Here is a 21,427-nt window from a genome sequence, read left to right as displayed (position 1 = left end):
CGAAGCCGTCCTCATGGTCGTCGACGAGCCCGTCACCGAGGAGCGGCTCGCCAAGGCCCTCGACCGCACGCCGCGCGAGGTCGCGCTCGCGCTGCGCGAGCTCGCCGACGAGTACGCCGTCCAGGGCCGCGGCTTCGAGCTGCGCGTGGTCGCCGGCGGCTGGCGCTACTACACCCGCGCCGAGCACGCCGCCGCCGTCGAGGCCTTCGTCCTGGACGGGCAGCAGGCCCGGCTCACCCAGGCGGCCCTGGAGACCCTGGCCGTCGTCGCGTACCGCCAGCCGGTCAGCCGTTCCCGGGTCTCCGCGGTGCGCGGGGTCAACTGCGACGGGGTCATGCGCACCCTGCTCCAGCGCGGTCTGGTGGAGGAGGCGGGCGCGGAACCCGAAACAGGTGCGATCCTGTACAGGACGACGAACTACTTCCTGGAGCGGATGGGCCTGCGCGGCCTGGACGAGCTCCCGGAGCTCGCGCCCTTCCTCCCCGAGGCGGAAGCGGTCGAGGCGGACTCCCTGGAAGGCGTCCCGTCGTTCGACCCCGACGCAGACGACGGCGCCGGGCACGCAGACGAGACAACGGAAGTTTGATGCGAAGCAGCAGCGGCAGGAACAGCGGAAACAACGGCGGGAGCCGTGGTGCCAAGAGCGGCGGCCGCGGCAACTACCGGGGCGCGGGCAACAACCGCGACGAGCGCGGTGGCCAGGGCGGCCAGGGTCGTCCGAGCGGTCAGGGCGGCGGCCAGGGCCGGGGCGGTCAAGGCGGCGGCCAGGGTGCCGGCCGTCCGCGCCGGCCCCGCCCCGAGGACCGCCAGTACGACGTGGACATGCCCTCGTCCGGCGGCGACGCCCCGAAGCGCGGGCGCGGCGATGCGGCCCGCGGCGGCGCCAAGGGCGGCCCCAAGCAGTCCCCGAAGCGTGGCGGCGGCCGCACGGCGCCGGCCCGCTCGCGCGAGTACGAGGCCCGCGCGGAGGAGCGCAACCGCGAGCGGTACGCCAACAAGCCCCAGATCAAGACCCCGAAGACCTTCCCGGGCGCCGAGCAGGAGGGCGAGCGGCTGCAGAAGGTCCTCGCCCGCGCCGGCTACGGCTCGCGCCGCGCCTGCGAGGAGCTGATCGAGCAGGCCCGCGTCGAGGTCAACGGCGAGATCGTCCTGGAGCAGGGCCTCCGGGTGAAGGACTCCGACGAGATCCGCGTCGACGGTCTGACAGTGGCGACGCAGTCGTACCAGTTCTTCGCGCTGAACAAGCCGGAGGGCGTCGTCTCCACGATGGAGGACCCCGACGGCCGCCAGTGCCTGGGCGACTACGTCACCAACCGCGAGACCCGGCTCTTCCACGTCGGCCGGCTCGACACGGAGACCGAGGGCATCATCCTGCTCACCAACCACGGCGAGCTGGCCCACCGTCTCACCCACCCCAAGTACGGCGTGAAGAAGACCTACCTGGCCGCCATCACCGGCCCGCTGCCCCGCGAGGTCGGCAAGCGGCTCAAGGACGGCATCGAGCTGGAGGACGGCTACGCGCGCGCCGACCACTTCCGGGTCGTCGAGCAGACCGGCAAGAACTACCTGGTCGAGGTCGTGCTGCACGAGGGCCGCAAGCACATCGTGCGCCGCATGCTCGCCGAGGCGGGCTTCCCGGTCGAGAAGCTGGTCCGCACCGCCTTCGGCCCGATCACCCTGGGCGACCAGAAGTCGGGCTGGCTGCGCCGGCTGAGCAACACCGAGGTCGGCATGCTGATGAAGGAAGTCGGCCTGTAGTCCGTACCCGTCCCGTAGGACACGAGAGGCCCGTGACCGCCCGCAAGGCGGTCCCGGGCCTCTTTCGTACTTGTGGTCGAGCCCCGCCGCCATTTATAGTCAGGATGACTCTTAAAGGAGGCGGGGATGAGTCTCGCGAACGTCCTGGAACCGTTGCAGCAACCGCTGTTCACGCTGCTCGACACCCCGGTCAGCTGGACCGAGGTCCTCGGCTTCGGCAGCGGCGCGCTCTGCGTCTGGCTCGTCGCCCGCCAGCACCTCGCGAACTGGCCGATCGGCATCGCCAACAACCTCTTCTTCGTCCTGCTCTTCACCCAGAGCGGGCTCTACGCCGATGCCGGCCTCCAGTTCGTCTTCATCGCCCTCGCCGCGTACGGCTGGTGGACCTGGACCCACGGGGGTGGCCCGGGCTCCGACACCCTGCCGGTACGGCGCACCAGCCGCACCGAATGGATCTGGCTGCTCGCGGCGGGGGCGGTGGGGACCCTCGCCCTCACCCTGCTCCTCGACCGGGCCACGGACTCGACCGTCCCCTTCTGGGACGCGCTCACCACCGCCCTGTCCCTGACGGCCACCTACGGGCAGTGCCGAAAGCGCCTGGAGTCCTGGTGGCTCTGGATCGCCGCGGATGTGGTGTACGTGCCGCTGTACGCGTACAAGGGGCTCTACCTGACCTCGCTGCTGTACGTCGGCTTCATGGCCCTGTGCGTCATCGGCCTGCGCGGCTGGACCCGCGACCTGGCGGGCACCGCCTCGGGCTCCCGGCGTGTGGTGGGGGTGGAAGCATGAAGCGCTACGGCCACGGGCTCGTCCTCGGCAAGTTCTATCCGCCGCACGCCGGCCACCACCACCTCGTGCGCACCGCACGCGAACGCTGCGAGCGCCTCACCGTCCTCGTCTGCGCCTCCTCCGTCGAATCCGTGCCGCTCGCCGACCGGGTCGCCTGGATGCGCGAGGTCCACCCCGACGCGCTCGTCGTCGGCGCCGTCGACGACGTCCCCGTCGACCTGCACGACCCCGACGTGTGGGACGCCCACATGAAGATCTTCCGGGCCGCCGTGCCCGAGCCGGTCGACGCGGTCTTCACCTCCGAGTCGTACGGGGAGGAGCTCGGCCGCCGCTTCGGCGCCGCGTCCGTCCTCGTCGACCCCGAGCGCCGCACCCACCCGGTCTCCGGCACCGCCGTCCGCGCCGACCCGGCCGGCTGCTGGGACCACCTCGCCGCCCCCGTAAGGGCCGCCCTCACCCGCCGGGTCGTCGTCCTCGGCGCCGAGTCCACCGGCACCACCACCATGGCCCGCGCCCTCGCCGACCACTACCGGCGGCGCGGCGGGGTCTGGGCCCGCACCCGCTGGGTGCCCGAGTACGGACGCGCGTACAGCGAGCTCAAGCTCGCCGAACTGCGCGCCGAGCGCCCCGGCGCCGACTGGTCCGACGTCGCCTTCCACTCCGCCGACTTCCCCGTCATCGCGCTCCGCCAGGCCGAACTGGAGGAGGAGGCCGCCCGCGACGGCTCACCCGTCCTCTTCTGCGACACCGACGCCTTCGCCACCACCATCTGGCACGAGCGCTACATGGGCACGAGCAGCCCCGGCACCGGCGAGATAGCCGCCCGCGGACGCCAGCACCTGTGGCTGCTCACCGACCACCGCGGCGTCGCCTTCGAGGACGACGGCCTGCGCGACGGCGAGCACCTGAGGCCCTGGATGACCGCGCGCTTCCTCACCCAGCTCGCCCACACCGGCCGCCGCACCGTCGTCCTCACCGGCCCGCACGAGGAACGCCTCGCGACCGCCGTCGCCGCCGTCGACGCGCTGCTCGCCGAGGGCTGGCACCTCACCGATCCTCTGCCGGAGCGCCGATGACCACCGCACACCGGGGCAGCGTGGCGGGCTACGACAAGCACGCCTTCGAGCCCTTCGCGCTCACCGCCGACCTCGCCGTCCTCACCGTCCGCGAGGGCCGGCTGCACGTCCTCCTCGTCGAACGCGGGCAGGAACCGTACGCCGGCGCCTGGGCGCTGCCCGGCGGCTTCGTGCTGCCCGACGAGTCGGCCGAGCAGGCCGCGCGCCGCGAACTCGCCGAGGAGACGGGCCTGTCCGGCGCCACCGCCGCCCGGCTCCACCTCGAACAGCTCCGCACCTACAGCGACCCGGACCGCGACCCCCGGATGCGGGTGGTCTCCGTCGCGTACACCGCGCTCGTGCCCGACCTGCCCGAACCGCGCGGCGGCGGCGACGCCGCCCAGGCCCGCTGGCAGCCGTACGACGCCGTCCGCGACCTGGCCTTCGACCACGACCGGATCCTCGCCGACGCCCGCGAACGGGTCGGCGCCAAACTCGAGTACACCTGTCTCGCCACCGCCTTCTGCCCGCCCGAGTTCACCCTCGGCGAGCTGCGGCAGGTCTACGAGACCGTCTGGGGCGTCGCCCTCGACCGCCCCAACTTCCGGCGCAAGGTCCTCGCCACCCCCGGCTTCGTCCGGCCGGTGGAGGGCCCCCCGCGCCTCACCGGCGGCCGCGGCAAACCGGCCGCCCTCTACCGGGCGGGCGAGGCCACGGCCCTGCATCCGCCACTGCTGCGACCCGAAGGACGAACCGCATGACGAAGAAGGCCGCGACCGGGGCGATGGTGGGGCTGGCGCTGGGGGACGCGCTGGGATTTCCGACGGAGTTCAACGACGTCCCGCAGATCCTCGGGAAGTTCGGCCCCTGGCGGGCCATGGAACTTCCGGTGCGGCGGGGTACGGCGTACATCACCGACGACACCCAGATGACGCTCGCCTTCGCCCGGGGTATCCGGACCGCCATGGAGCGGGGACCGCTCGCGCCGCGGCGGCTGGCGCGGCCACTGCGCGAGGAGTACGTCGACTGGTACCACTCGCCGGAGAACAACCGTGCGCCCGGGCGCACCTGCATGGTGGCCTGCCACCTCCTCGACGGCGACCGCGCCTGGCAGGTCGCCAGCCAGATCGGTTCCAAGGGCTGCGGCGCCAACATGCGGGTCGCGCCGATCGGGCTCGTGCCCGGCCTCACCGATGAGCAGCGGTCCGGCGCCGCCCAGCTCCAGGCCGCGCTCACCCACGGCCACCCCACCGGCCTCGCCGCGTCCGACCTCACCGCGCGGGCCGTGTGGCTGCTCGCCCAGGGGGCGGACCCGACCGGGCTCGTCGGACAGCTCCGCTCGTACGCGTACGAGAACCGCTCCCGCTACCACGAGCACTGGCTCGGCGACCTGTGGACCCGCTCCCAGGACACGGACGCCACGCACTTCATCCGGCGCGGCTGGGACGAGTGCCTGGCCGTCCTGGAACGCCTGGACGCCGTCCAGCGGACCGCCGACCCCGAGATCGACCCCTGCGAGTACACCGGCGACGGCTGGATCGCCGAGGAGGCCCTCGCCACCGGCCTGCTCTGCTTCCTGCTCTTCCCCGACGAACCGCTGACCGCCCTCCGCCGCGCCGCCTGCACCCGCGGCGACTCCGACTCCATCGCGGCCCTCGCCGGCGCCTTCGCGGGCGCGCACCTGGGCGCGGACGCCTGGCCGGCGGAGTGGGTGTCGGCGGTGGAGCACAGGGACGAGCTGCTGGCGTTCGGCGCGCTCTGGGACGCGTGAGCCCCGCGGGGTCAGGGCCGGCCGGCGAGCCCGGCGTTCTCGTGCCACTGCACTGACGCCCGGCGGGCGCGGGTGAGGAAGTCCTCGATGCGGGGGCGGTCCGGGGCGGCCGGGAGGGGGCTGGTGGTGTGGGCGGTGTCGGCCTCGGCCTGGAGGCGGTTCATCCAGGACTCGACGTCCGCCCAGGACACCTCACCGCGCTTGACCGCGAGCAGGCGGTCCCGCTCCTCGCCCACGTCGATCCGCAGTTCGCCGCTGCGCAGCAGGTCCCGGCAGCTGGTGAGCAGGCGGAGCAGGTGCATCGCGTGCTTCCAGCGGGGCGCGCCGTACTGCCGTACGTCCGCCTCCAGCTTGCGGCGCTGACCGCCCGCGTACCGGACGAAGGTCTCGTGCGCGCGCCGCGAAAGGAACGCGCCGCGCAGTTCGAGGAGTTCGCGGCCGGTGGCGTCGGCGTGCTCGACGAGCGGGGAGTGGAGGCACTCCAGGACGTTCGGGTTGTTGCGGAGCGCCAGCTCGCAGAAGCGCTCCAGCTCCCAGCTGAACTGCTCCTCCGCCGGCCCCTCCACATGCGCCGGCGGCTTGTCGAAGCGCCAGAACAGCGGCGTCGGCGCGAGGTACACCCCGCGGCGGTCGGTGTCGCTGTCCTCGGTCGCCAGACCGAACGCGCGCGACCCCATGACACAGGAGTAGATCGTGTGGTCGCGCACCAGTTCCTCAGGACTCATGCGCGCCAGGTTAGGTGAGCGTGATCGTCCCCGCCGACACATTAATCTCCTCGGACGGGAGCGCCCGCGGCGCCGGACCCGCGGCCACCGAACCGTCCGCGATCCGGTACTTCGAGCCGTGGCACGGGCAGTCGATCGTGCCGTTCTCGACCTTGGCGACCGTGCACCCCTGGTGCGTGCAGACTGCCGAGAAGGCCTTGAACTCGCCGGCCACCGGCTGTGTGACCACCACCTTCTCGTCCTTGAAGACGGTGCCGCCGCCGACCGGGATGTCCGCGGTCCGGGCCAGCGCGCTCGGTGCCGCGGCGGGAGTCGAGGGAGCCGCGGGAGTCGAAGGGGGCGCACTCTCCGCCGTACCGCCCGGGTCGTCGTCCGAGCCGCAGCCGGTGATCAGCACAGTGGCGGCGGCGGAGCCCGCGCCGGCGCGCAGGACGGTACGGCGGGGCAGCGCGATCGCGTCAGAAGTCATGCCGCCCAGCTTGGGCGCGGAGCGGGCCGAGGGGCCCGCAACACGCCTACGCCCGGGGCGCCAGCTCCCTCGCCCGGCCGTCCGCGTCCCGCCGCACCTCCAGGACGGCCGTGACCGCGGACCGCTCGATCGGCCCGTACACGTGCGGGAAGAGCACATCCCCGGAGCCTTCCCAGCGGACCTCCCCGCCGAGCCGCGACTCGTCGATCACCAGGACGAGCAGCGGGCCGGTCACCTCCCGGTAGTGGCCGTCCGCGATGGCGAGGGCGGCCCGCTCGTCGGGTGAGCAGTGGACGAAGCCCTCCGCGGCGAGGGACGGCGGGGCGTAGGGGAGACCGGGCTCGGCGGACCAGTCGTCCAGCGGTACGACGTGCAGCAGCATCCGACAGTTGTACCCCGCCCCGCTGCCTACGCTGGGTGGCGGGGTGGAGTGGTTCGGGTGACATTGGCCGTGTTCGGTACCGGAAGAGAAGAAAGGCACGGTCATGGCAGGAAACGATCTCGGCAGTCTGCTCGGCGGCCTCCTCGGCGGAGGCCGGCAGGGCGGCAGCGCCTCCGGCAGTGGCGGCAACATCCTCGGCGCCCTGCTCGGCGCGCTCATGAGCAAGGGCGGCGGAGGCAACAACCCGCTGGGCGGACTGCTCGACGGCCTCACCAAGGCGGGCCTCGCCGACCAGGCCCAGTCCTGGGTCGGCACCGGCGACAACCAGCCCGTCAGCGGCGCCCAGATCGCCCAGGCCCTCCCCGACGACACCCTGCAGAAGGTCGCCGCCGAGGCCGGCGTCACCCCCGACCAGGCCGCCGACGAGATCGCTCAGCAGTTGCCGCAGGTCGTCGACAAGCTGACCCCGCAGGGGCAGGTGCCCAGCGGCTCCCTGGAAGACCTCATCCGTCAGCAGAATCTCTGAACCTCCGACGCCGTCTCGGAGAGCGGGCGCCGCCACGGTCGCTCCGGCCCGCTGACTAGGCTGGCCGGAGCACCGACGCAGGCGACGAAGGAGTGACGAGGGTGGCAGTACGAGCGGTCCGCGGCGCGGTCCAGCTGGAGCGGGACGACGCCGGGCACATGCACGAGCAGGTCGAGGAGCTGCTCACCGCCGTGCTCGAACGCAACGGACTGACCGCCGACGACCTCATCAGCATCTGGTTCACGGCCACGCCCGATCTGCACAGCGACTTCCCGGCCGCGGCCGCCCGCCGCATCGGGATCGTGGACGTTCCGCTGATCTGCGCCCAGGAGCTCGACATCGAGGGTGCGATGCCGAGGGTCGTACGGCTCCTCGCGCACGTCGAGTCGGAACTGCCCAAGTCCCGGATCGCGCACGTCTACCTCGGTGCCGCGGCCGCCCTGCGCAAGGACATCGCCCAGTGAGAACCGCGCTCGTCATCGGAACCGGCCTGATCGGCACCTCGGCCGCCCTCGCGCTCGCCGGGCGCGGGATCACCGTGCACCTGCGCGATCACGACCCGGCCCGGGCCCGTACCGCCGCCGCGCTCGGCGCCGGCACCGACGAGGCGCCCGCCGGGCCGGTCGACCTCGTGATCGTCGCCGTACCGCCCGCGCACGTCGCCGGCACGCTCGCCGCGGCCATCCGGGACGGGCTCGGCCGCGGCTACCTCGACGTCGCCAGCGTCAAGGGCGGCCCCAAGCGCGAGCTGCAGGACCTGGACCTCGACCTCACCGCGTACATCGGCACCCACCCCATGTCCGGCAAGGAGCGCTCCGGCCCGCTCGCCGCCACCGCCGACCTCTTCGAGGGCCGGCCCTGGGTGCTCACCCCCACCCGCGACACCGACACCGAGGTCCTCAACCTCGCCCTGGAGCTGGTCGCGCTGTGCCGGGCCGTGCCGGTCGTCATGGACGCCGACGCCCACGACCGGGCCGTCGCCCTCGTCTCGCACACCCCGCAGCTCGTCTCCTCGATGGTCGCGGCCCGCCTGGAGAGCGCGGACGAGACGGCGGTACGGCTCTGCGGCCAGGGCATCCGCGACGTCACCCGGATCGCCGCCTCCGACCCGCGCATGTGGGTCGAGATCCTCTCCGCCAACCCCGGGCCGGTCGCCGACGTGCTCGCGGGCGTCGCCGCCGACCTCGACGAGACGGTACGGGCGCTGCGCTCGCTCGAGTCCGAGGACGACGCCAAGCGCCGGGCCGGCGCCTCCGGCGTCGAGGACGTCCTGCGCCGCGGCAACGCCGGCCGCGCTCGCGTCCCCGGCAAGCACGGCGCCGCCCCCACCGCGTACGAGACCGTCGCCGTCCTCATCAGCGACAGCCCCGGCGAGCTCGCCCGCATCTTCGCCGACGCCGGCCGCGCCGGCGTCAACATCGAGGACGTCCGCATCGAACACGCCACCGGCCAGCAGGCGGGTCTCGTCCAGCTCATGGTCGAGCCGACGGCGGTCCCGGTCCTGGAGACGGCCCTGAAGGAGCGGGGCTGGGCGCTGCGCAAGGGCTGAGGGGGGCCGCCGGGGCCGCTCCGTGCGGCCCCGCGGGGCATTGGGCCGAACGGGTGCGGGGGACTCGGTAACCTTGGGGGAGGTCCCCGCGCGTCCGCCGGGACCTCACGCTCACCCAGGAAGGCGTTCCCCACCGTGGAAACCGTGATCGTCGCCATCGACGGCCCCTCCGGCACGGGCAAGTCGAGCACCTCGAAGGCGGTTGCCGCCAAGCTGGGGCTGAGCTACCTCGACACCGGGGCCCAGTACCGGGCCATCACCTGGTGGATGATCAGCAACGGCATCGACGTCGACGACGCCGAAGCGGTCGCCGACGCCGCCGGCAAGCCCGTCATCGTCTCCGGCACCGACCCCGCCCGCCCCACCATCACGGTGGACGGCGTCGACGCCTCCGGCCCCATCCGTACCGAGGAGGTCACCTCCCGGGTCAGCGCCGTCAGCGCCGTCCCCGAGGTGCGCGCCCTCATCACGGAGCTGCAGCGGACCATCGCCCGGAGCGCCGAGGGCGGCATCGTCGTCGAGGGCCGGGACATCGGCACCACCGTGCTGCCCGACGCCGACCTCAAGATCTTCCTCACCGCCTCGCCCGAGGCCCGAGCCGCCCGCCGCTCCGGCGAGCTCAAGGGCGCCGACGTGGCCGCCACCCGGCAGGCCCTGATCAAGCGGGACGCGGCCGACTCCAGCCGCAAGACCTCCCCGCTCGCCAAGGCCGGCGACGCCGTCGAGGTCGACACCACCGAGCTCACCCTCGACCAGGTCATCGAGTGCGTCGTCACCCTGGTGGAGGAGAAGCGGACCGGCACCAAGTGACCCAGCCCACCGGGCGGCCCTCCGGAAAGGGTGCCGCCGTCGGCCGGCGCATCGGCATCGGGCTGATGTACGGCTTCTGGAAGCCGCGCGTCCTCGGCGCCTGGCGGGTCCCGGCGGCCGGCCCCGTCATCCTCGCCGTCAACCACGCGCACAACATCGACGGCCCCATGCTCATGGGCACCGCCCCGCGCCCCGTGCACTTCCTGATCAAGAAGGAAGCGTTCGTGGGGCCGCTCGGCAGCTTCCTGGAGGGCATCGGGCAGCTCAAGGTCGACCGCGACTCGACCGACCGCACCGCGATAGGCAACGCCCTCGGCGTCCTGGAGCAGGGCGGCGTCCTCGGGATCTTCCCCGAGGGCACCCGCGGCGAGGGCGACTTCGCCTCGCTGCGGGCCGGCCTCGCCTACTTCGCGGTCCGCAGCGGCGCGCCGATCGTCCCGGTCGCCGTCCTGGGCAGCACCGACACGCCCGGACGCCTGGTCAAGGCGCTGCCCCGCCTCGGCAGCCGTGTCGACGTCGTCTTCGGCGACCCGTTCGACGCGGGTGACGGCAGCGGCCGGCGCACCCGCAAGGCGCTGGACGAGGCGACCTTCCGCATCCAGGAACGCCTCACCGACCACCTCAAAAACGCCAGGCGCCTCACCGGGCGCTGAGCGACACTCTCAGTAGTGGGCCACGGAGCTCAACGCCGCCGAGGACCCACCGACCACGAATGATCAAGGAACGGACTTCATGAACGACCAGCACGACCACGGGGCACTTGGCGACGCCGAGTACGCGGAGTTCATGGAGCTCGCCGCGGAAGAGGGATTCGACGCCGAGGACGTCGAGGGCGCGATCGAGGAGGCCGGGCACGGCCCGCTGCCCGTCCTCGCCGTCGTCGGCCGTCCCAATGTCGGCAAGTCGACCCTGGTGAACCGGATCATCGGCCGCCGCGAGGCCGTCGTCGAGGACCGCCCGGGCGTCACCCGCGACCGCGTCACTTACGAGGCCGAGTGGGCCGGCCGCCGCTTCAAGATCGTCGACACCGGCGGCTGGGAGCAGGACGTCCTCGGCATCGACGCCTCCGTCGCCGCCCAGGCCGAGTTCGCCATCGAGGCCGCCGACGCCTGCCTGTTCGTCGTGGACGCCACCGTCGGCGCCACCGACACCGACGAGGCCGTCGTCAAGCTGCTCCGCCGCGCGGGCAAGCCGGTCGTCCTCGCCGCCAACAAGGTCGACGGTCAGTCCGGCGAGGCCGACGCCGCCATGCTGTGGTCCCTCGGCCTCGGCGAGCCGTTCCCCGTCTCCTCGCTGCACGGCCGCGGCACCGGCGACCTCCTCGACGAGGTCCTCAAGGCCCTGCCCGAGGCCCCCGAGCAGCGCTTCGGCAGGGCGCTCGGTGGGCCGCGCCGCATCGCGCTCATCGGGCGTCCGAACGTCGGCAAGTCCTCCCTGCTCAACAAGGTGGCCGGCGAGGAGCGGGTCGTCGTCAACGAGCTGGCCGGCACCACCCGCGACCCGGTCGACGAGCTCATCGAGCTCGGCGGCGTCACCTGGAAGTTCGTCGACACCGCCGGCATCCGCAAGAAGGTGCACCTCCAGGAGGGCGCGGACTACTACGCCTCCCTGCGCACCGCCGCCGCCGTCGAGAAGGCGGAGGTGGCCGTCATCCTCATCGACACCACCGACCACATCTCGGTCCAGGACCAGCGCATCATCACGATGGCGGTCGAGTCCGGCCGCGCCATCGTCATCGCCTACAACAAGTGGGACGAGCTGGACGAGGAGCGCCGCTACTACCTGGAGCGCGAGATCGAGACCGAGATGCAGCAGGTCTCCTGGGCGCCCCGGGTCAACGTCTCCGCGAAGACCGGCCGCCACATGGAGAAGCTGGTCCCGGCCATCGAGACCGCGCTCGCCGGCTGGGAGACCCGCGTCCCCACCGGCCGGCTGAACGCCTTCCTCGGCGAGCTGGTCGCGGCCCACCCGCACCCGATCCGCGGCGGCAAGCAGCCCCGCATCCTCTTCGGCACGCAGGCCGGCACCAAGCCGCCCCGCTTCGTGCTCTTCGCCTCCGGCTTCCTGGAGGCCGGCTACCGCCGCTTCGTCGAGCGCCGGCTGCGCGAGGAGTTCGGCTTCGAGGGCACCCCGATCCACATCTCGGTGCGGGTGCGCGAGAAGCGCGGCAAGAAGAAGTAGGGCCTGGTAGAGGCCTTGTACGGAACGGCCGGGGGCCGGGGCGATCTCGCCCCGGCCCCCGGCCGTTTCCCGCCCCGACGCCTACGGACCGGTCCGCCGGCCCGGCGGCAGCGCGTACGCGGACCAGCCGCCGCCCTGACGGGCGTGCTGGGCGTACAGGCCGCTCTGCCCGGGCAGCCGATGCGTGCCGAAGCCCCGGAAGCCCAGGTCCTCCTCGCCGCTGCGGTCGCCCGGCAGCGAGCGGAACGACCGGCGGTACTCGGAGTACAGGGCGTCGTAGATCGGAGTCGCCGAGAAGCCCGATGAGGTCGCCGAGAAGCCCGTGGCGGTCGCCACGAAGCCCGTCGAACCGGCCGTACCGTCCTGCGTCGGGCGCATCGACGGGATCGGACTCGCGACCGGGCTCGCGACCGGACTCGGTACGGGGCCGGGGACCGTGCCCGGCACCGCTGACGGGACCGGGCTCGGGTACTGCTGGCGGAAAGGGTCGTATGGGTGCACGTAGGTGCCAACGACCCCGCCGTCCGCGAGATGCGGGCGGCGCGCCTCGGAAAGCGGCGCCCGCGGGCGCGGCACGGTCGGCGCCTCCGGCCCGCGGACCGGCTCCAGCGGCCCCCATGGCCCCGGCCGCCCCAGTGGCCCTATGCCGCGTCCGGGTCGCGGGTCCTCCGTCACGTGCCGGCCAGCGGCATCGCGGCGGCCACCAGACGCCCGTTGGCCGCGGCCTTCTCCAGGGCCTCGCGCAGCAGGTCCTCGCGCGGCTGCTGCCCGATCGAACCGACCGGCGCGGCGAACACGAGCACCGTGTGCGACTTGTTCGCCGCGGCCCGCCAGCCGTCGGTGACCTGCAGCGGCTGGTGCGCCTGCCACCAGGCGGCCTGGCCCGCGCCGCCCGGGCCCGGCTGCAGCACCGAGTGCAGCTGGCCCATCGCGACCAGGACCGACCAGCCCGGCAGCGGGGCCGGCTTCTGGTTGACGTCGGCGACCGGCTGGAAGCCCTGCTCGACGAGGAGCGACAGGAACTCGTCGGTGAGCCCGTCCGAACCGGGGCGGGCGACCGGCGCGGTCGGCTCCACCACGAGCGCCGGGTGCAGCTCGCCCTCGATGAGCACCAGGCCGCTGGTCACCCCGAGCACCGCCTGCTCGGGGTTGGCGGCGGCGAGGGAGTCGGCGGCGTCGGCCGCCGCGATGGAGGCGACGGCGCCCTGCAGCTGCTCCTCGGCGACCCGGACGACCTGGGACGGGATGCAGCTGGCGTGGGCGAAGGCGAGAACGGCGGTCTCCTCGCCGACGAACAGCACGGTGCTGGTGCGCTCCTGCTCCGAGTCGCCCGGAGTCCGGCAGGAGGTGCAGTCGTAGCTGCCCGGGGCGTTGTCGCCGGCGAGCAGCCGGTCGGCTTCTTCGTCGCCGATCTCGGCGCGTACGTCCTCGCTGACGTCGAGCATGCGCGGCACGGGGGGCTCCCTGGGACTTGTTGCGGGCGACGCCGGGCGGTTCCCGGCCGTCTCATGCCGAGTTCAACGGGCAAGACTCGCCGGGGGTCACGCGTTGGGGACCGACAACTTGTTTGACCGGGACCGGCGGGTGCCGTGCCGCCGACCGGGTGGCATGTGAACGCTGTTCCGCGCGGCACGGGTCCGGCGTCCGGGACCGCTGCCTAGCCTGCCCCGATGTCGATGATCCGATATTGGACGGCCGGCGCCGTACTGGCCGCCGCCACCGCCCTGCTCTCCCCGGCACAGGCCCGGGCCGAGGAGGCGGCCGCGGCCGCCGCCCCCACGCCCGTCGAGGCCTGTGTGAAGGACCAGTGGCCGTGGGGCTGCGTCGCCGCCTGCGAGAGCAGCGGGGACTGGCACGCCAACACCGGCAACGGCTTCTACGGCGGGTTGCAGTTCTGGCAGCCCACCTGGGACGAGTTCGGCGGCCGCCGCTACGCCCGGCGCGCCGACCTCGCCACCCGCGCGCAGCAGATCACGGTCGCCGAGGCCGTGCTGCGCGTCCAGGGCTGGGGCGCCTGGCCGGTCTGCTCGAAGCGCTACGGGCTGAGCGGCCGCGCCCACGTCGTACAGCGCGGTGACACCCTCAGCGCGATCGCCCGCCGCTTCGCGACCAAGGGCGGCTGGCAGGCGCTGTACGCGGCGAACCGCTCGGTGATCGGCGCGGACCCGAACCGGCTGATGGTCGGCACCATGCTGCGGCTGCCGTGATCCCGATCACGTGATCTCCCGGGCGTCGGCGAGGGAGCCGCGGCGCAGTTCGTACGCGAGGGAGCCGGGCGGCAGCCCGGCCGGGACGCGCTGCTCGGCGAGGACGACGGCCGCGTGGGCGGGCGGGCCGGCGAGGGCGGCGAGGAGCTCGTACGTACGGGAGGCCACCGTCGCCGACAGGCCGAGCGACGGCTCGTCGACGAGCACGACCCGGGCGGCGGAGCACACGGCGCGGGCCAGCGCGAGCATGCGGCGCTCGCCGCCCGAGAGCGTCGCGGCCCGGTGGCCGAGCAGCCGCGCGAGCTCCGGGTACGCGGCGAGGGCGTCGTCCTGGCGGCCCGGCGCGGCGAGGTCCAGGTTCTCGGCGACCGTGAGCGTCGCGTACACCGCCCGCAGATCCGGTACGAAGCACAGCCCGCGGCGCGCCCGGACATGGGCCGGCACCCGTGTCACGTCCGCGCCCCGCCACTCCACCCGCCCGCCGCTCAGCGGCACCGTCCCGGCGAGCGCCCGCAGCGCGGTGGACCGGCCGGAGCCGTTGCGGCCGACCAGCACGGTGACGGTGCCGCCGGGCAGCGCCAGGTCGAGGCCGTGCAGGGCCTCCAGCGGGCCGTAGCGGACCCGGGCGGCGCGCAGGGCGATCTCGACGCTCATACGAAGCGGCCGCCTTCCATCGTGTGGACGGTACGGGCGATGCCGGCGACGAGGTCCGGGTCGTGCTCGACCACGAGCACGGCGAGGCCGTCGGCGGCGAGCGCGGCGAGGATCCGGGCGAGCGCCGCCGCCTCCGCTGCGTCGAGCCCGGCGGCCGGTTCGTCAAGCAGCAGCGTGTGCGGCCGCCCCGCGAGCGCCCGCGCGAGCTCCACCCGCCGCAGCGTCCCGGTCGGCAGCCCGGCCGCCGCCCGGTGCCGCACCGCCCCGTCGAGCCCGAACAGCCGCAGCGCCTGCTCGGCCCCCGGCCCGCCGACCCGTACGTTCTCCTCGACGCTCAGCGACGGAAACACGGCCAACTGCTGGAACGTCCGCCCCACCCCGAGCCGCTGCCGCGCGTGCGCCGCCTTCCCGGTGACATCGACCCCGTCGAGCACCACCCGCCCCGCCGTCGGCCGCATGGCCCCCGCCAGACAGTCGAACAACGTGCTCTTCCCCGCCCCGTTCACCCCCACGACGGCGCTCACCGCCCCCACCGGCACCGCGATGTCCACCCCGTCCAACGCGACCGTCCCCCCGGCATGCACGAGCCGCACCCCTTCGGCGACCAGCCGCGCCGCGCCTCGGGAGCGGCGGCCGGGGGGCGCTGCGGCGCCGGCGCCGTCCGCCGCCCGGTGGCCCGTACCGACCGCCCCGCTACGGGCCGTCGCGCCCGGCAGTGGCGCGTTGCCCGCGGGTGCGTGGTCGGCCGCCCCGCCGGGGGCCGCCCTGTGCGGGGCCAGGGCGCCCGCGCCCCGCAGCAGCCATGGCAGCAGCGGCGGCACCCGCCCCGTCAGGGCCGCGAGCAGGCCGATCAGGGCTACTGCGACGCCCGCGTGGGTGCCGGCGTCCAGGGTGACGAGGAGGGTGGCGGCGAGGAGGGGGGTGAGGAGGGTGTCGGCGCCGAGGGTGAGGACGGCGGCGAACCAGAGGAGGCCGCGGACCGGGTCGAAGGCGTCGGGGTCGAAGGCGCGGACGGACATCGCGAGGAGGGCGCCGCCGAGGGCGGCGAGGGCGGAGCCGAGGGTGAAGGCGAGGAGTTTGAGGGCGGCGACGGGGACGCCGGCGGCCTCCGCGCCCGGTTCGTGGTCGCGCAGGGCGGCCAGGGCGCGGCCGGTGCGGCCGCGGCGTAGGGCGGCGACCAGGAGCAGGCAGCCGGCGAGGAGCAGCAGCTCCAGGACGTAGTAGGCGCGGTCGTGGGAGAAGCCGGCCGGGCGGGAGACGGTGACGCCGGCCGTGGCGTACGGCTGGGCGAAGACGAAGCGGCTCACCGCCACCCCGACGGCCAGCGTCGCCAGGGCGAGCGCGAGCCCGTGGCTTCCGGATCTTGCCGGGCTCCCGACGCCCGGCACCGCGCCTCGCCGCGTTGTCGTCGGTCGCCGACGGCCCCCTCGGCCTTGCGGCCGGGGAGGTACCCCCACCGCGTCGTCTCCTTCCTCCGCCTTGCGATCCACGGCACTGGGGGTACCACCCAGGCGAAGCTCTGGGGGAGCCGGTCGCTGATCCGGCCTGATCCGGAAGCCACGGGCTGGCCCGTGGCGGCGGATCGCGGGCCACCCGGTCAGCAGGCCGAGCGGCGCCACGCACAGGACGGCCACGCCGAGGGCGACCAGCTCCGGCAGTCCGGCCGCCGCGAGCAGGGCGGTGAAGAGCGCGCCGAGGCCCGCGTACGCGGCCTGGCCCAGGGCGATCTGGCCGCCCCGGCCGGCCACCACGACCAGCGAGAGCAGGATCACCGCGAGCGCCGGGACCTGCACGGCGGTCGTCAGGTCCTCGCCCGCGAAGCCCAGCGGCAGCAGGAGCAGCACCGCGGTCACCAGCCACACCGGCACCGGCACCCGGGGCGCGGCCCGGGGCGGCGGCAGCGCGTCCGTGTCGCCGACGCCCGGCAGCACGAGGGCGGCGACGAGCAGCGCGATCACGAACAGGTTCGCCCCGGCGGCCTGGAGCAGTTCGCCCGCCACGCCCCCGGGGTGCAGCCGGGTGAGCTGGGCCTGCGCCACGCCGAGCGCGAGCGCGGTCAGCACCGCCACCGGCAGGCTCCGCATCCGGGCCACCACCGCGACCGCGATGACCTCGACGACCAGCAGCGGCATCCCGTACGGGTCGAGGCGCACGTACGGCGCGAGGAGCACGCCCGTCAGCCCGGCCGTGAAGGAGCCGAAGGCCCAGCCCGCCGCCACCACCCGGTCCGCGGGGATGCCGGAGAGGACGGCGAGCGGCCGGTTGTCGACCACCGCCCGCAGCTCCCGCCCGAACCGCGTCCACCGGGTCACCGCGCCCATCATGCAGGCCAGCGCCACCGCCGCCGCGAGCTGCGCCCACGGGTCGTCGCCGAGCAGCACCGGCGCGTCGTCGCGGGCGCCGTCGCCCCACACCAGCGCCGCCGCGCCGACCAGCAGCACGAACACGCCGATCGAGGCCACCAGGGTCTGCGCCGGGCCCGCACCGGCCACCGCGAGCGGTCGGAACACCAGCCGGTCCAGGACGAGCCCGAGGCCCGGCGCCACCACGAGCAGCGTCACGAGCGCTCCGAGCGGCAGCGGCCAGTGCCAGACCACCACCAGCTGGCGCAGCACGTACGCGCAGACCATCGCGATCGCGCCGTGCGCCAGGTTCAGCACGCCGGTGGCCCGGTAGGTGACGATCAGACCGATGCCGGTGAGCGCCGCCGCGCTGCCGACGGCGAGGCCGGCGAGCGTGAGGTCGTACGTCAGCGAGGCCACGGCTCACACACCGGGCACGGGTCGAGGTCGGCGTCCCCCACGGGTTCCGCCTCGGGGCGGCCCGCCACCAGGGGGCAGTCCGGGCGGTGCGCGAGCGTCCCGCCGGGGACCCGCAGCGGCGGCTCCTCCGACGAGGGCGCGGCCGAGGGCGCGGCCGGCGGCTCCTCCTCCGTCCCTTCCGCGGCGTGCTCCCCGGGCCCGCCCGGCCCCGGCCCCGACGCCGGCGCGAGCAGCGCCGCCCCGACGAGCAGCACCGCGCCGGCGACGATCAGCGCCGCCCCGGGCACGGTGCAGGAGGCCAGATAGGGCAGCTGGCGTTCGGCGAAGCGCTCGCCGGAGATCCCGTACCAGCCGACGACACACAGCACCGCCCCGCCGGCGGCCGCCACGAGCCCGCCCCACCACAGGAGCCGCGACAGCGGGCGAGGAACCGACGGCACCGACGGCATGGACGGCACGGAAGCCTCCTCCCTGGCGGGCCCCGATCGGGCCATCCCACCCTTTATGTTCTCTTTAATTCTCTTCCTTGCGCTATGTCCGGGATCGGCCCACCCTGGAATCGACAGGGTGGTGAGCCAGATGCTCCTCAAGCGACGCGCGGCGGCCTTCGGTGCCGCGGCGGTACTCGTCCTCACGCCGGTCGTCGCGGGCTGCTCGGACGACAACGGTTCCTCGAACCAGGTCACGCCGACCACCTCACCCGCCATGACGGACCAGCCGATGGACCCGGGCGCCGCCAAGGCACAGATCACCAAGAACTGGACCGCCTTCTTCGACCCGAAGACCCCGACCGCCGAGCGGATCAAGCTCCTGGAGAACGGCGAGAGCATGGCACCGGTCCTCGGCGCCTTCGCCGGCGACAAGAACGCCTCCCAGACCTCCGTGAAGGTCAAGGAGATCGACTTCACCTCGCCCACCAACGCGAACGTGACCTACGACCTGCTCGTCGCCGGCAACACCGCGCTGCCCGACGCCAAGGGCACCTCCGTCTTCCAGAACGACACCTGGAAGGTCTCCGTGCAGACGCTCTGCGGCCTCGTCCAGGTCAGTGGTGCGACCGTCCCGGGCTGCTGAGCCGGCCCTGGCGCGGCCCCTGGCGCTGCTCCTCGCCGGGCTGCTCGCCGCGGTCACCGCGCTCGTCGCGGGCTGCGGCAGCCGACTCCCGGAGGGCGCCTTCGAGACGCGGCCCACCGCCAACCCCTCCGGCGGTGAGCCGCTCCGTATCGGCATCATCACCAGCGCCACCAGCCCGGTCGGCGGCGAGGCCTTCACCGGCCCGCGCGACGGCGCCCTCGCCTACTTCGCCGCCCTGAACGCCCGCGGCGGCCTCGACGGGCGCCGGATCGAGGTGCTGACCTGCGACGACGGCGGCAGCGGCGTCGGCAACAACGCCTGCGTGCACCGGCTCGTCGACGAACGCAAGGTCTTCGCCCTGGTCGCCACCACCGCCCTCGACTACGCGGGCGCCCCCCGGGTCTCCGCGGCCGGCGTCCCCGACATCGGCGGGCAGCCGCTCACCCCCGCCTACGACACGTACCCCCATCTCTACGGGATCTACGGCAGCTCCGCCCCGCGCACCGGCAAGGCGCCCGGCTGGAACGGCGTGCTGTACGGCGGGACCGAGGTCTACCGCTGGTTCAAGGCCCACCTCGGCGCCCGCACCGCCGCCGTCGTCTCCTACAACCAGGCCGCCTCCGCCGCGTACGCCCGGCTGATCGCCGACGGGCTGCGCGCCGAGGGCTACCGGGTGGTCGACGAGCAGGTCGACTTCGTGCTGCCCAACTTCCGTGCGGTGGCCGCCGATCTGCGGGCGCAGAAGGTCGACGTCGTCTTCGACGCGATGGACACCCACGGCAACGCCCGGCTGTGCGAGGCGATGCAGGCCTCGGGGGTGCGGGCCGCCGCCAAGGTGACGAACGTGCAGAACTGGGCCTCCACCGTGCCGCACGACTACGCGGGCTCGCCGGGCTGCCGATCCGTGCTCTACGCGACCGGCTCCAGCCGCAACTACGACGACCAGAACTCCCCGGCGGTACGGGAGTTCCGCGACGCCATGCGGCGACAGGGGCAACGAACGCTCTCCCAGTGGCAGTTGGAGGGCTGGGCGGCGGCCATGTGGTTCAGCGACGCGGCGAAGTCCTGCCTCGGCGAGGCGGGCGGGCCGACCCGGGCCTGCGTCGAGCGCTACCTCAACCGGGCGGAGCCGTACACCGCCCGCGGGCTGCTCCTGCCCGTCCGCTTCGAGCACCTCGCCGAGCCGCCGAAGTTCCGCGACACCTGTCTGTCCGTGGCCCGTTGGCGCGACGGCCGCGGCTGGGTCGAACAGGGCGACATGAACACGAACTGTGCCACCGTCCCCCAGCTCGGATACCGACCGTGACAACCCGCACGTACAACCGGCCGTGAACAACGGTCGGTCGGGGCAGTACAGTCACCCCCGACCACGCACCACCTGACCGGGGGGAACCGGCGGCACGATGCGCATCTCTTTCCTGCTCCACAACGGCTACCACATCGGCGGCACCATCCGGGCGACCTTCACGCTCGCCGCGGAACTGGCGGACCGCCACGAGGTGGAGATCGTCTCGGTGTTCCGCCACCGCGACGAACCGATCCTCGGAGTCCCCGCCGGAGTGACGCTGCGTCACCTCGTCGACCTGCGCAAGAAGAGCCCGGGTTACGACGGGGAGCACCCCGACTTCCACCGCCCCGCCCGGGTGTTCCCGCGCGGCGACGGGCGCTGGAAGCAGTACAGCGCGCTCACCGACGCGCGGATCGGCGCGCATCTCGCCTCCGTGAAGGCGGACGTGGTGATCGCCACCCGCCCGGGGCTCAACGTCCAGCTCGCCCGGCAGGCCCCGCGCGGCCCGGTCCTCGTCGGCCAGGAGCACCTGACCCTGGACGGGCACGCCTACCGGCTGCGGCGCGACATCCGCCACGAGTACGCGCTCCTGGACGCCGTCACCACCGTCACCGAGGCCGACGCCCGCGCCTACCGGGCGCTCGCGCTGCCGGGCGTACGGATCGACGCGGTGCCCAACAGCGTGCCCGCGCCGACCGTGCCGCCCGCCGACCCCGCCGCGAAGGTCGTCGTCGCGGCCGGCCGGCTCACCCCGGTCAAGCGGTACGACCTGCTGATCGACGCCTTCGCGGACGTGGCCGCCGCCCGGCCCGACTGGAAGCTGCGGATCTACGGCACCGGCGACGCCGCCGACAACCTGAAGAAGACCCTGGCCCGGCAGATCGACCGGCTCGGGCTCGGCGAGCACGTCTTCCTCATGGGCACCGCCCACCCCATGGAGCCGGAGTGGGCCAAGGGCTCGCTCGCCGCCGTCACCTCGCGCCGCGAGTCCTTCGGGATGACCATCGTCGAGGCGATGCGCTGCGGACTGCCGGTGGTCTCCACCGACTGCCCGCACGGTCCCGGCGAGATCATCGAGGACGGCGTCGACGGCCGGCTCGTCCCGGTCGACGACACGGCGGCGGTGGCCGCCGCGCTGCTCGCCCTGATCAACGACGACGACGCCCGCGCCCGCGCCGCGAAGGCGGCCCTCGCCGCCTCCGAGCGCTTCGACCCGGCCCGTACCGCCGTCACCCACGAGACGATCTGGTCCACCCTCGCCACCTCCTCCGCCACCACCCGCCCCCGCACCCACGGCCCACTGCGGTCCGCCGTCCACCGCGGGGTCGGCACGGCGATCGACACCGTGTACGCGGCGAAGGCGCGGGCCGGACGGATCGTCCGCCGCTTCCGCTGACGCGACGCCCGAGCGGGTGCGGACGCTCAGG

General features: G+C 74.1%; 24 protein-coding genes. 16 read left to right on the top strand and 8 right to left on the bottom strand.

All coding sequences use genetic code 11. The features are described 5' to 3' along the window. Positions 1-13 precede the first annotated feature (13 nt). The 6 genes from scpB (at position 14) to JAO84_RS07240 (ending at position 5,373) form a co-directional block, all read left to right on the top strand. Positions 14-586 (top strand): SMC-Scp complex subunit ScpB, encoded by a 573-nt coding sequence (scpB, locus tag JAO84_RS07265; protein WP_265865694.1) that lies wholly within the window; start codon positions 14-16, stop codon positions 584-586. Then, positions 586-1,758, top strand: a complete 1,173-nt coding sequence (locus tag JAO84_RS07260) for a pseudouridine synthase (RefSeq protein ID WP_370411461.1) — start codon at positions 586-588, stop codon at positions 1,756-1,758. The genes scpB and JAO84_RS07260 overlap by 1 nt, the downstream gene beginning before the upstream one ends. Positions 1,759-1,884: 126 nt before the next feature. Beyond that, positions 1,885-2,547, top strand: a complete 663-nt coding sequence (gene pnuC / locus JAO84_RS07255; protein WP_265865655.1) for a nicotinamide riboside transporter PnuC — start codon at positions 1,885-1,887, stop codon at positions 2,545-2,547. Beyond that, a complete protein-coding gene (locus JAO84_RS07250) occupies positions 2,544-3,623 on the top strand; it encodes an AAA family ATPase (protein WP_370411459.1) in 1,080 nt (359 codons plus the stop codon). Before pnuC ends, JAO84_RS07250 begins: the two co-directional genes overlap by 4 nt. Further along, the gene (locus JAO84_RS07245; RefSeq protein WP_370411457.1) at positions 3,620-4,363 is read left to right on the top strand and encodes an NUDIX domain-containing protein; all 744 of its coding nucleotides are present in this window, start codon (positions 3,620-3,622) and stop codon (positions 4,361-4,363) included. The genes JAO84_RS07250 and JAO84_RS07245 overlap by 4 nt, the downstream gene beginning before the upstream one ends. Further along, positions 4,360-5,373, top strand: coding sequence for an ADP-ribosylglycohydrolase family protein (locus tag JAO84_RS07240; protein ID WP_370411455.1), 1,014 nt, complete (start codon positions 4,360-4,362; stop codon positions 5,371-5,373). The genes JAO84_RS07245 and JAO84_RS07240 overlap by 4 nt, the downstream gene beginning before the upstream one ends. 11 nt (positions 5,374-5,384) lie before the next feature. Here JAO84_RS07240 and JAO84_RS07235 read toward each other — a convergent pair whose 3' ends face one another. From JAO84_RS07235 to JAO84_RS07225, 3 genes are read right to left on the bottom strand one after another with little or no spacing between them, the layout of a single operon-like run. Continuing rightward, a complete protein-coding gene (locus tag JAO84_RS07235; protein WP_370411453.1) occupies positions 5,385-6,098 on the bottom strand; it encodes a DNA polymerase beta superfamily protein in 714 nt (237 codons plus the stop codon). 10 nt (positions 6,099-6,108) lie between these two features. After that, complete coding sequence (locus tag JAO84_RS07230; protein WP_370411451.1) at positions 6,109-6,567, bottom strand: Rieske (2Fe-2S) protein; 459 nt, start codon at positions 6,565-6,567, stop codon at positions 6,109-6,111. Between the two features lie 46 nt (positions 6,568-6,613). Next, the gene (locus JAO84_RS07225) at positions 6,614-6,949 is read right to left on the bottom strand and encodes a DUF952 domain-containing protein (protein WP_370411449.1); all 336 of its coding nucleotides are present in this window, start codon (positions 6,947-6,949) and stop codon (positions 6,614-6,616) included. Positions 6,950-7,052: 103 nt separating this feature from the next. Between JAO84_RS07225 and JAO84_RS07220 the strand changes: the two genes are divergently transcribed. The 6 genes from JAO84_RS07220 (at position 7,053) to der (ending at position 12,015) form a co-directional block, all read left to right on the top strand. Next, positions 7,053-7,475: a YidB family protein gene (locus JAO84_RS07220; protein ID WP_370411447.1), complete on the top strand. Its 423-nt coding sequence runs from the start codon at positions 7,053-7,055 to the stop codon at positions 7,473-7,475. A 101-nt stretch (positions 7,476-7,576) separates the two neighbouring features. Next, positions 7,577-7,939: a chorismate mutase gene (gene aroH, locus JAO84_RS07215; RefSeq protein WP_265865646.1), complete on the top strand. Its 363-nt coding sequence runs from the start codon at positions 7,577-7,579 to the stop codon at positions 7,937-7,939. Next, positions 7,936-9,024 carry a prephenate dehydrogenase gene (locus JAO84_RS07210; protein WP_370411445.1) on the top strand — a complete coding sequence of 363 codons (1,089 nt, stop codon included), beginning with the start codon at positions 7,936-7,938 and terminating at the stop codon, positions 9,022-9,024. Before aroH ends, JAO84_RS07210 begins: the two co-directional genes overlap by 4 nt. A gap of 144 nt (positions 9,025-9,168) precedes the next feature. Further along, entirely contained in the window at positions 9,169-9,834 is a 666-nt protein-coding gene (cmk, locus tag JAO84_RS07205) for a (d)CMP kinase (RefSeq protein ID WP_265865644.1), read from the top strand. A gap of 65 nt (positions 9,835-9,899) precedes the next feature. Further along, entirely contained in the window at positions 9,900-10,487 is a 588-nt protein-coding gene (locus JAO84_RS07200) for a lysophospholipid acyltransferase family protein (RefSeq protein WP_370416679.1), read from the top strand. 79 nt (positions 10,488-10,566) lie between these two features. Beyond that, positions 10,567-12,015 carry a ribosome biogenesis GTPase Der gene (gene der, locus JAO84_RS07195; protein ID WP_370411443.1) on the top strand — a complete coding sequence of 483 codons (1,449 nt, stop codon included), beginning with the start codon at positions 10,567-10,569 and terminating at the stop codon, positions 12,013-12,015. An 81-nt stretch (positions 12,016-12,096) separates the two neighbouring features. Here der and JAO84_RS07190 read toward each other — a convergent pair whose 3' ends face one another. Together JAO84_RS07190 and JAO84_RS07185 are read right to left on the bottom strand one after the other, a co-directional pair. Beyond that, complete coding sequence (locus JAO84_RS07190; protein ID WP_370411441.1) at positions 12,097-12,393, bottom strand: hypothetical protein; 297 nt, start codon at positions 12,391-12,393, stop codon at positions 12,097-12,099. 293 nt (positions 12,394-12,686) lie between these two features. After that, positions 12,687-13,469 carry a hypothetical protein gene (locus JAO84_RS07185; RefSeq protein WP_370411439.1) on the bottom strand — a complete coding sequence of 261 codons (783 nt, stop codon included), beginning with the start codon at positions 13,467-13,469 and terminating at the stop codon, positions 12,687-12,689. 216 nt (positions 13,470-13,685) lie between these two features. Here JAO84_RS07185 and JAO84_RS07180 point away from each other — a divergent pair, with 216 nt between their 5' ends. Further along, positions 13,686-14,222, top strand: a complete 537-nt coding sequence (locus JAO84_RS07180; RefSeq protein WP_370411437.1) for a transglycosylase family protein — start codon at positions 13,686-13,688, stop codon at positions 14,220-14,222. Positions 14,223-14,228: 6 nt separating this feature from the next. Here the strand turns inward: JAO84_RS07180 and JAO84_RS07175 are convergent, their stop codons facing one another. Genes JAO84_RS07175 through JAO84_RS07165 form a run of 3 tightly spaced genes read right to left on the bottom strand, consistent with a single transcriptional unit; the run spans position 14,229 to position 18,087 of the window. After that, positions 14,229-14,876, bottom strand: coding sequence for an ATP-binding cassette domain-containing protein (locus JAO84_RS07175; protein ID WP_370411435.1), 648 nt, complete (start codon positions 14,874-14,876; stop codon positions 14,229-14,231). Further along, positions 14,873-17,638, bottom strand: a complete 2,766-nt coding sequence (locus tag JAO84_RS07170) for an ATP-binding cassette domain-containing protein (RefSeq protein WP_370411433.1) — start codon at positions 17,636-17,638, stop codon at positions 14,873-14,875. Before JAO84_RS07170 ends, JAO84_RS07175 begins: the two co-directional genes overlap by 4 nt. Next, positions 17,626-18,087 carry a hypothetical protein gene (locus tag JAO84_RS07165; protein WP_370416678.1) on the bottom strand — a complete coding sequence of 154 codons (462 nt, stop codon included), beginning with the start codon at positions 18,085-18,087 and terminating at the stop codon, positions 17,626-17,628. The genes JAO84_RS07170 and JAO84_RS07165 overlap by 13 nt, the downstream gene beginning before the upstream one ends. A gap of 130 nt (positions 18,088-18,217) precedes the next feature. Here JAO84_RS07165 and JAO84_RS07160 point away from each other — a divergent pair, with 130 nt between their 5' ends. The 3 genes from JAO84_RS07160 to JAO84_RS07150 all read left to right on the top strand — a co-directional run bounded on the left by JAO84_RS07160 (position 18,218) and on the right by JAO84_RS07150 (position 21,396). Next, the gene (locus JAO84_RS07160) at positions 18,218-18,712 is read left to right on the top strand and encodes a hypothetical protein (protein WP_370411431.1); all 495 of its coding nucleotides are present in this window, start codon (positions 18,218-18,220) and stop codon (positions 18,710-18,712) included. Then, positions 18,690-20,018, top strand: a complete 1,329-nt coding sequence (locus tag JAO84_RS07155; protein WP_370416677.1) for an ABC transporter substrate-binding protein — start codon at positions 18,690-18,692, stop codon at positions 20,016-20,018. Before JAO84_RS07160 ends, JAO84_RS07155 begins: the two co-directional genes overlap by 23 nt. Before the next feature lie 97 nt (positions 20,019-20,115). Next, positions 20,116-21,396: a glycosyltransferase gene (locus JAO84_RS07150; protein WP_370411429.1), complete on the top strand. Its 1,281-nt coding sequence runs from the start codon at positions 20,116-20,118 to the stop codon at positions 21,394-21,396. Positions 21,397-21,427: the final 31 nt, after the last annotated feature.

Source organism: Streptomyces fradiae, assembly GCF_041270065.1.
Taxonomy (GTDB): Bacteria; Actinomycetota; Actinomycetes; order Streptomycetales; family Streptomycetaceae; genus Streptomyces.
The sequence above is the reverse complement of the archived record's forward strand: the minus strand, read 5'-3'. Positions and strand labels throughout refer to the sequence as shown.

What these genes read in the sequence shown, in the direction of transcription:
- scpB (WP_265865694.1), top strand. Translation starts at nt 14, where the DNA reads ATGGTCGTCGACGAGCCCGTCACCGAGGAGCGGCTCGCCAAGGCCCTC.
- JAO84_RS07260 (WP_370411461.1), top strand. Translation starts at nt 586, where the DNA reads ATGCGAAGCAGCAGCGGCAGGAACAGCGGAAACAACGGCGGGAGCCGT.
- pnuC (WP_265865655.1), top strand. Translation starts at nt 1,885, where the DNA reads ATGAGTCTCGCGAACGTCCTGGAACCGTTGCAGCAACCGCTGTTCACG.
- JAO84_RS07250 (WP_370411459.1), top strand. Translation starts at nt 2,544, where the DNA reads ATGAAGCGCTACGGCCACGGGCTCGTCCTCGGCAAGTTCTATCCGCCG.
- JAO84_RS07245 (WP_370411457.1), top strand. Translation starts at nt 3,620, where the DNA reads ATGACCACCGCACACCGGGGCAGCGTGGCGGGCTACGACAAGCACGCC.
- JAO84_RS07240 (WP_370411455.1), top strand. Translation starts at nt 4,360, where the DNA reads ATGACGAAGAAGGCCGCGACCGGGGCGATGGTGGGGCTGGCGCTGGGG.
- JAO84_RS07235 (WP_370411453.1), bottom strand. Translation starts at nt 6,098, where the DNA reads ATGAGTCCTGAGGAACTGGTGCGCGACCACACGATCTACTCCTGTGTC.
- JAO84_RS07230 (WP_370411451.1), bottom strand. Translation starts at nt 6,567, where the DNA reads ATGACTTCTGACGCGATCGCGCTGCCCCGCCGTACCGTCCTGCGCGCC.
- JAO84_RS07225 (WP_370411449.1), bottom strand. Translation starts at nt 6,949, where the DNA reads ATGCTGCTGCACGTCGTACCGCTGGACGACTGGTCCGCCGAGCCCGGT.
- JAO84_RS07220 (WP_370411447.1), top strand. Translation starts at nt 7,053, where the DNA reads ATGGCAGGAAACGATCTCGGCAGTCTGCTCGGCGGCCTCCTCGGCGGA.
- JAO84_RS07200 (WP_370416679.1), top strand. Translation starts at nt 9,900, where the DNA reads ATGTACGGCTTCTGGAAGCCGCGCGTCCTCGGCGCCTGGCGGGTCCCG.
- der (WP_370411443.1), top strand. Translation starts at nt 10,567, where the DNA reads ATGAACGACCAGCACGACCACGGGGCACTTGGCGACGCCGAGTACGCG.
- JAO84_RS07190 (WP_370411441.1), bottom strand. Translation starts at nt 12,393, where the DNA reads ATGCGCCCGACGCAGGACGGTACGGCCGGTTCGACGGGCTTCGTGGCG.
- JAO84_RS07180 (WP_370411437.1), top strand. Translation starts at nt 13,686, where the DNA reads ATGTCGATGATCCGATATTGGACGGCCGGCGCCGTACTGGCCGCCGCC.
- JAO84_RS07175 (WP_370411435.1), bottom strand. Translation starts at nt 14,876, where the DNA reads ATGAGCGTCGAGATCGCCCTGCGCGCCGCCCGGGTCCGCTACGGCCCG.
- JAO84_RS07165 (WP_370416678.1), bottom strand. Translation starts at nt 18,087, where the DNA reads ATGCCGTCGGTGCCGTCGGTTCCTCGCCCGCTGTCGCGGCTCCTGTGG.
- JAO84_RS07160 (WP_370411431.1), top strand. Translation starts at nt 18,218, where the DNA reads ATGCTCCTCAAGCGACGCGCGGCGGCCTTCGGTGCCGCGGCGGTACTC.
- JAO84_RS07150 (WP_370411429.1), top strand. Translation starts at nt 20,116, where the DNA reads ATGCGCATCTCTTTCCTGCTCCACAACGGCTACCACATCGGCGGCACC.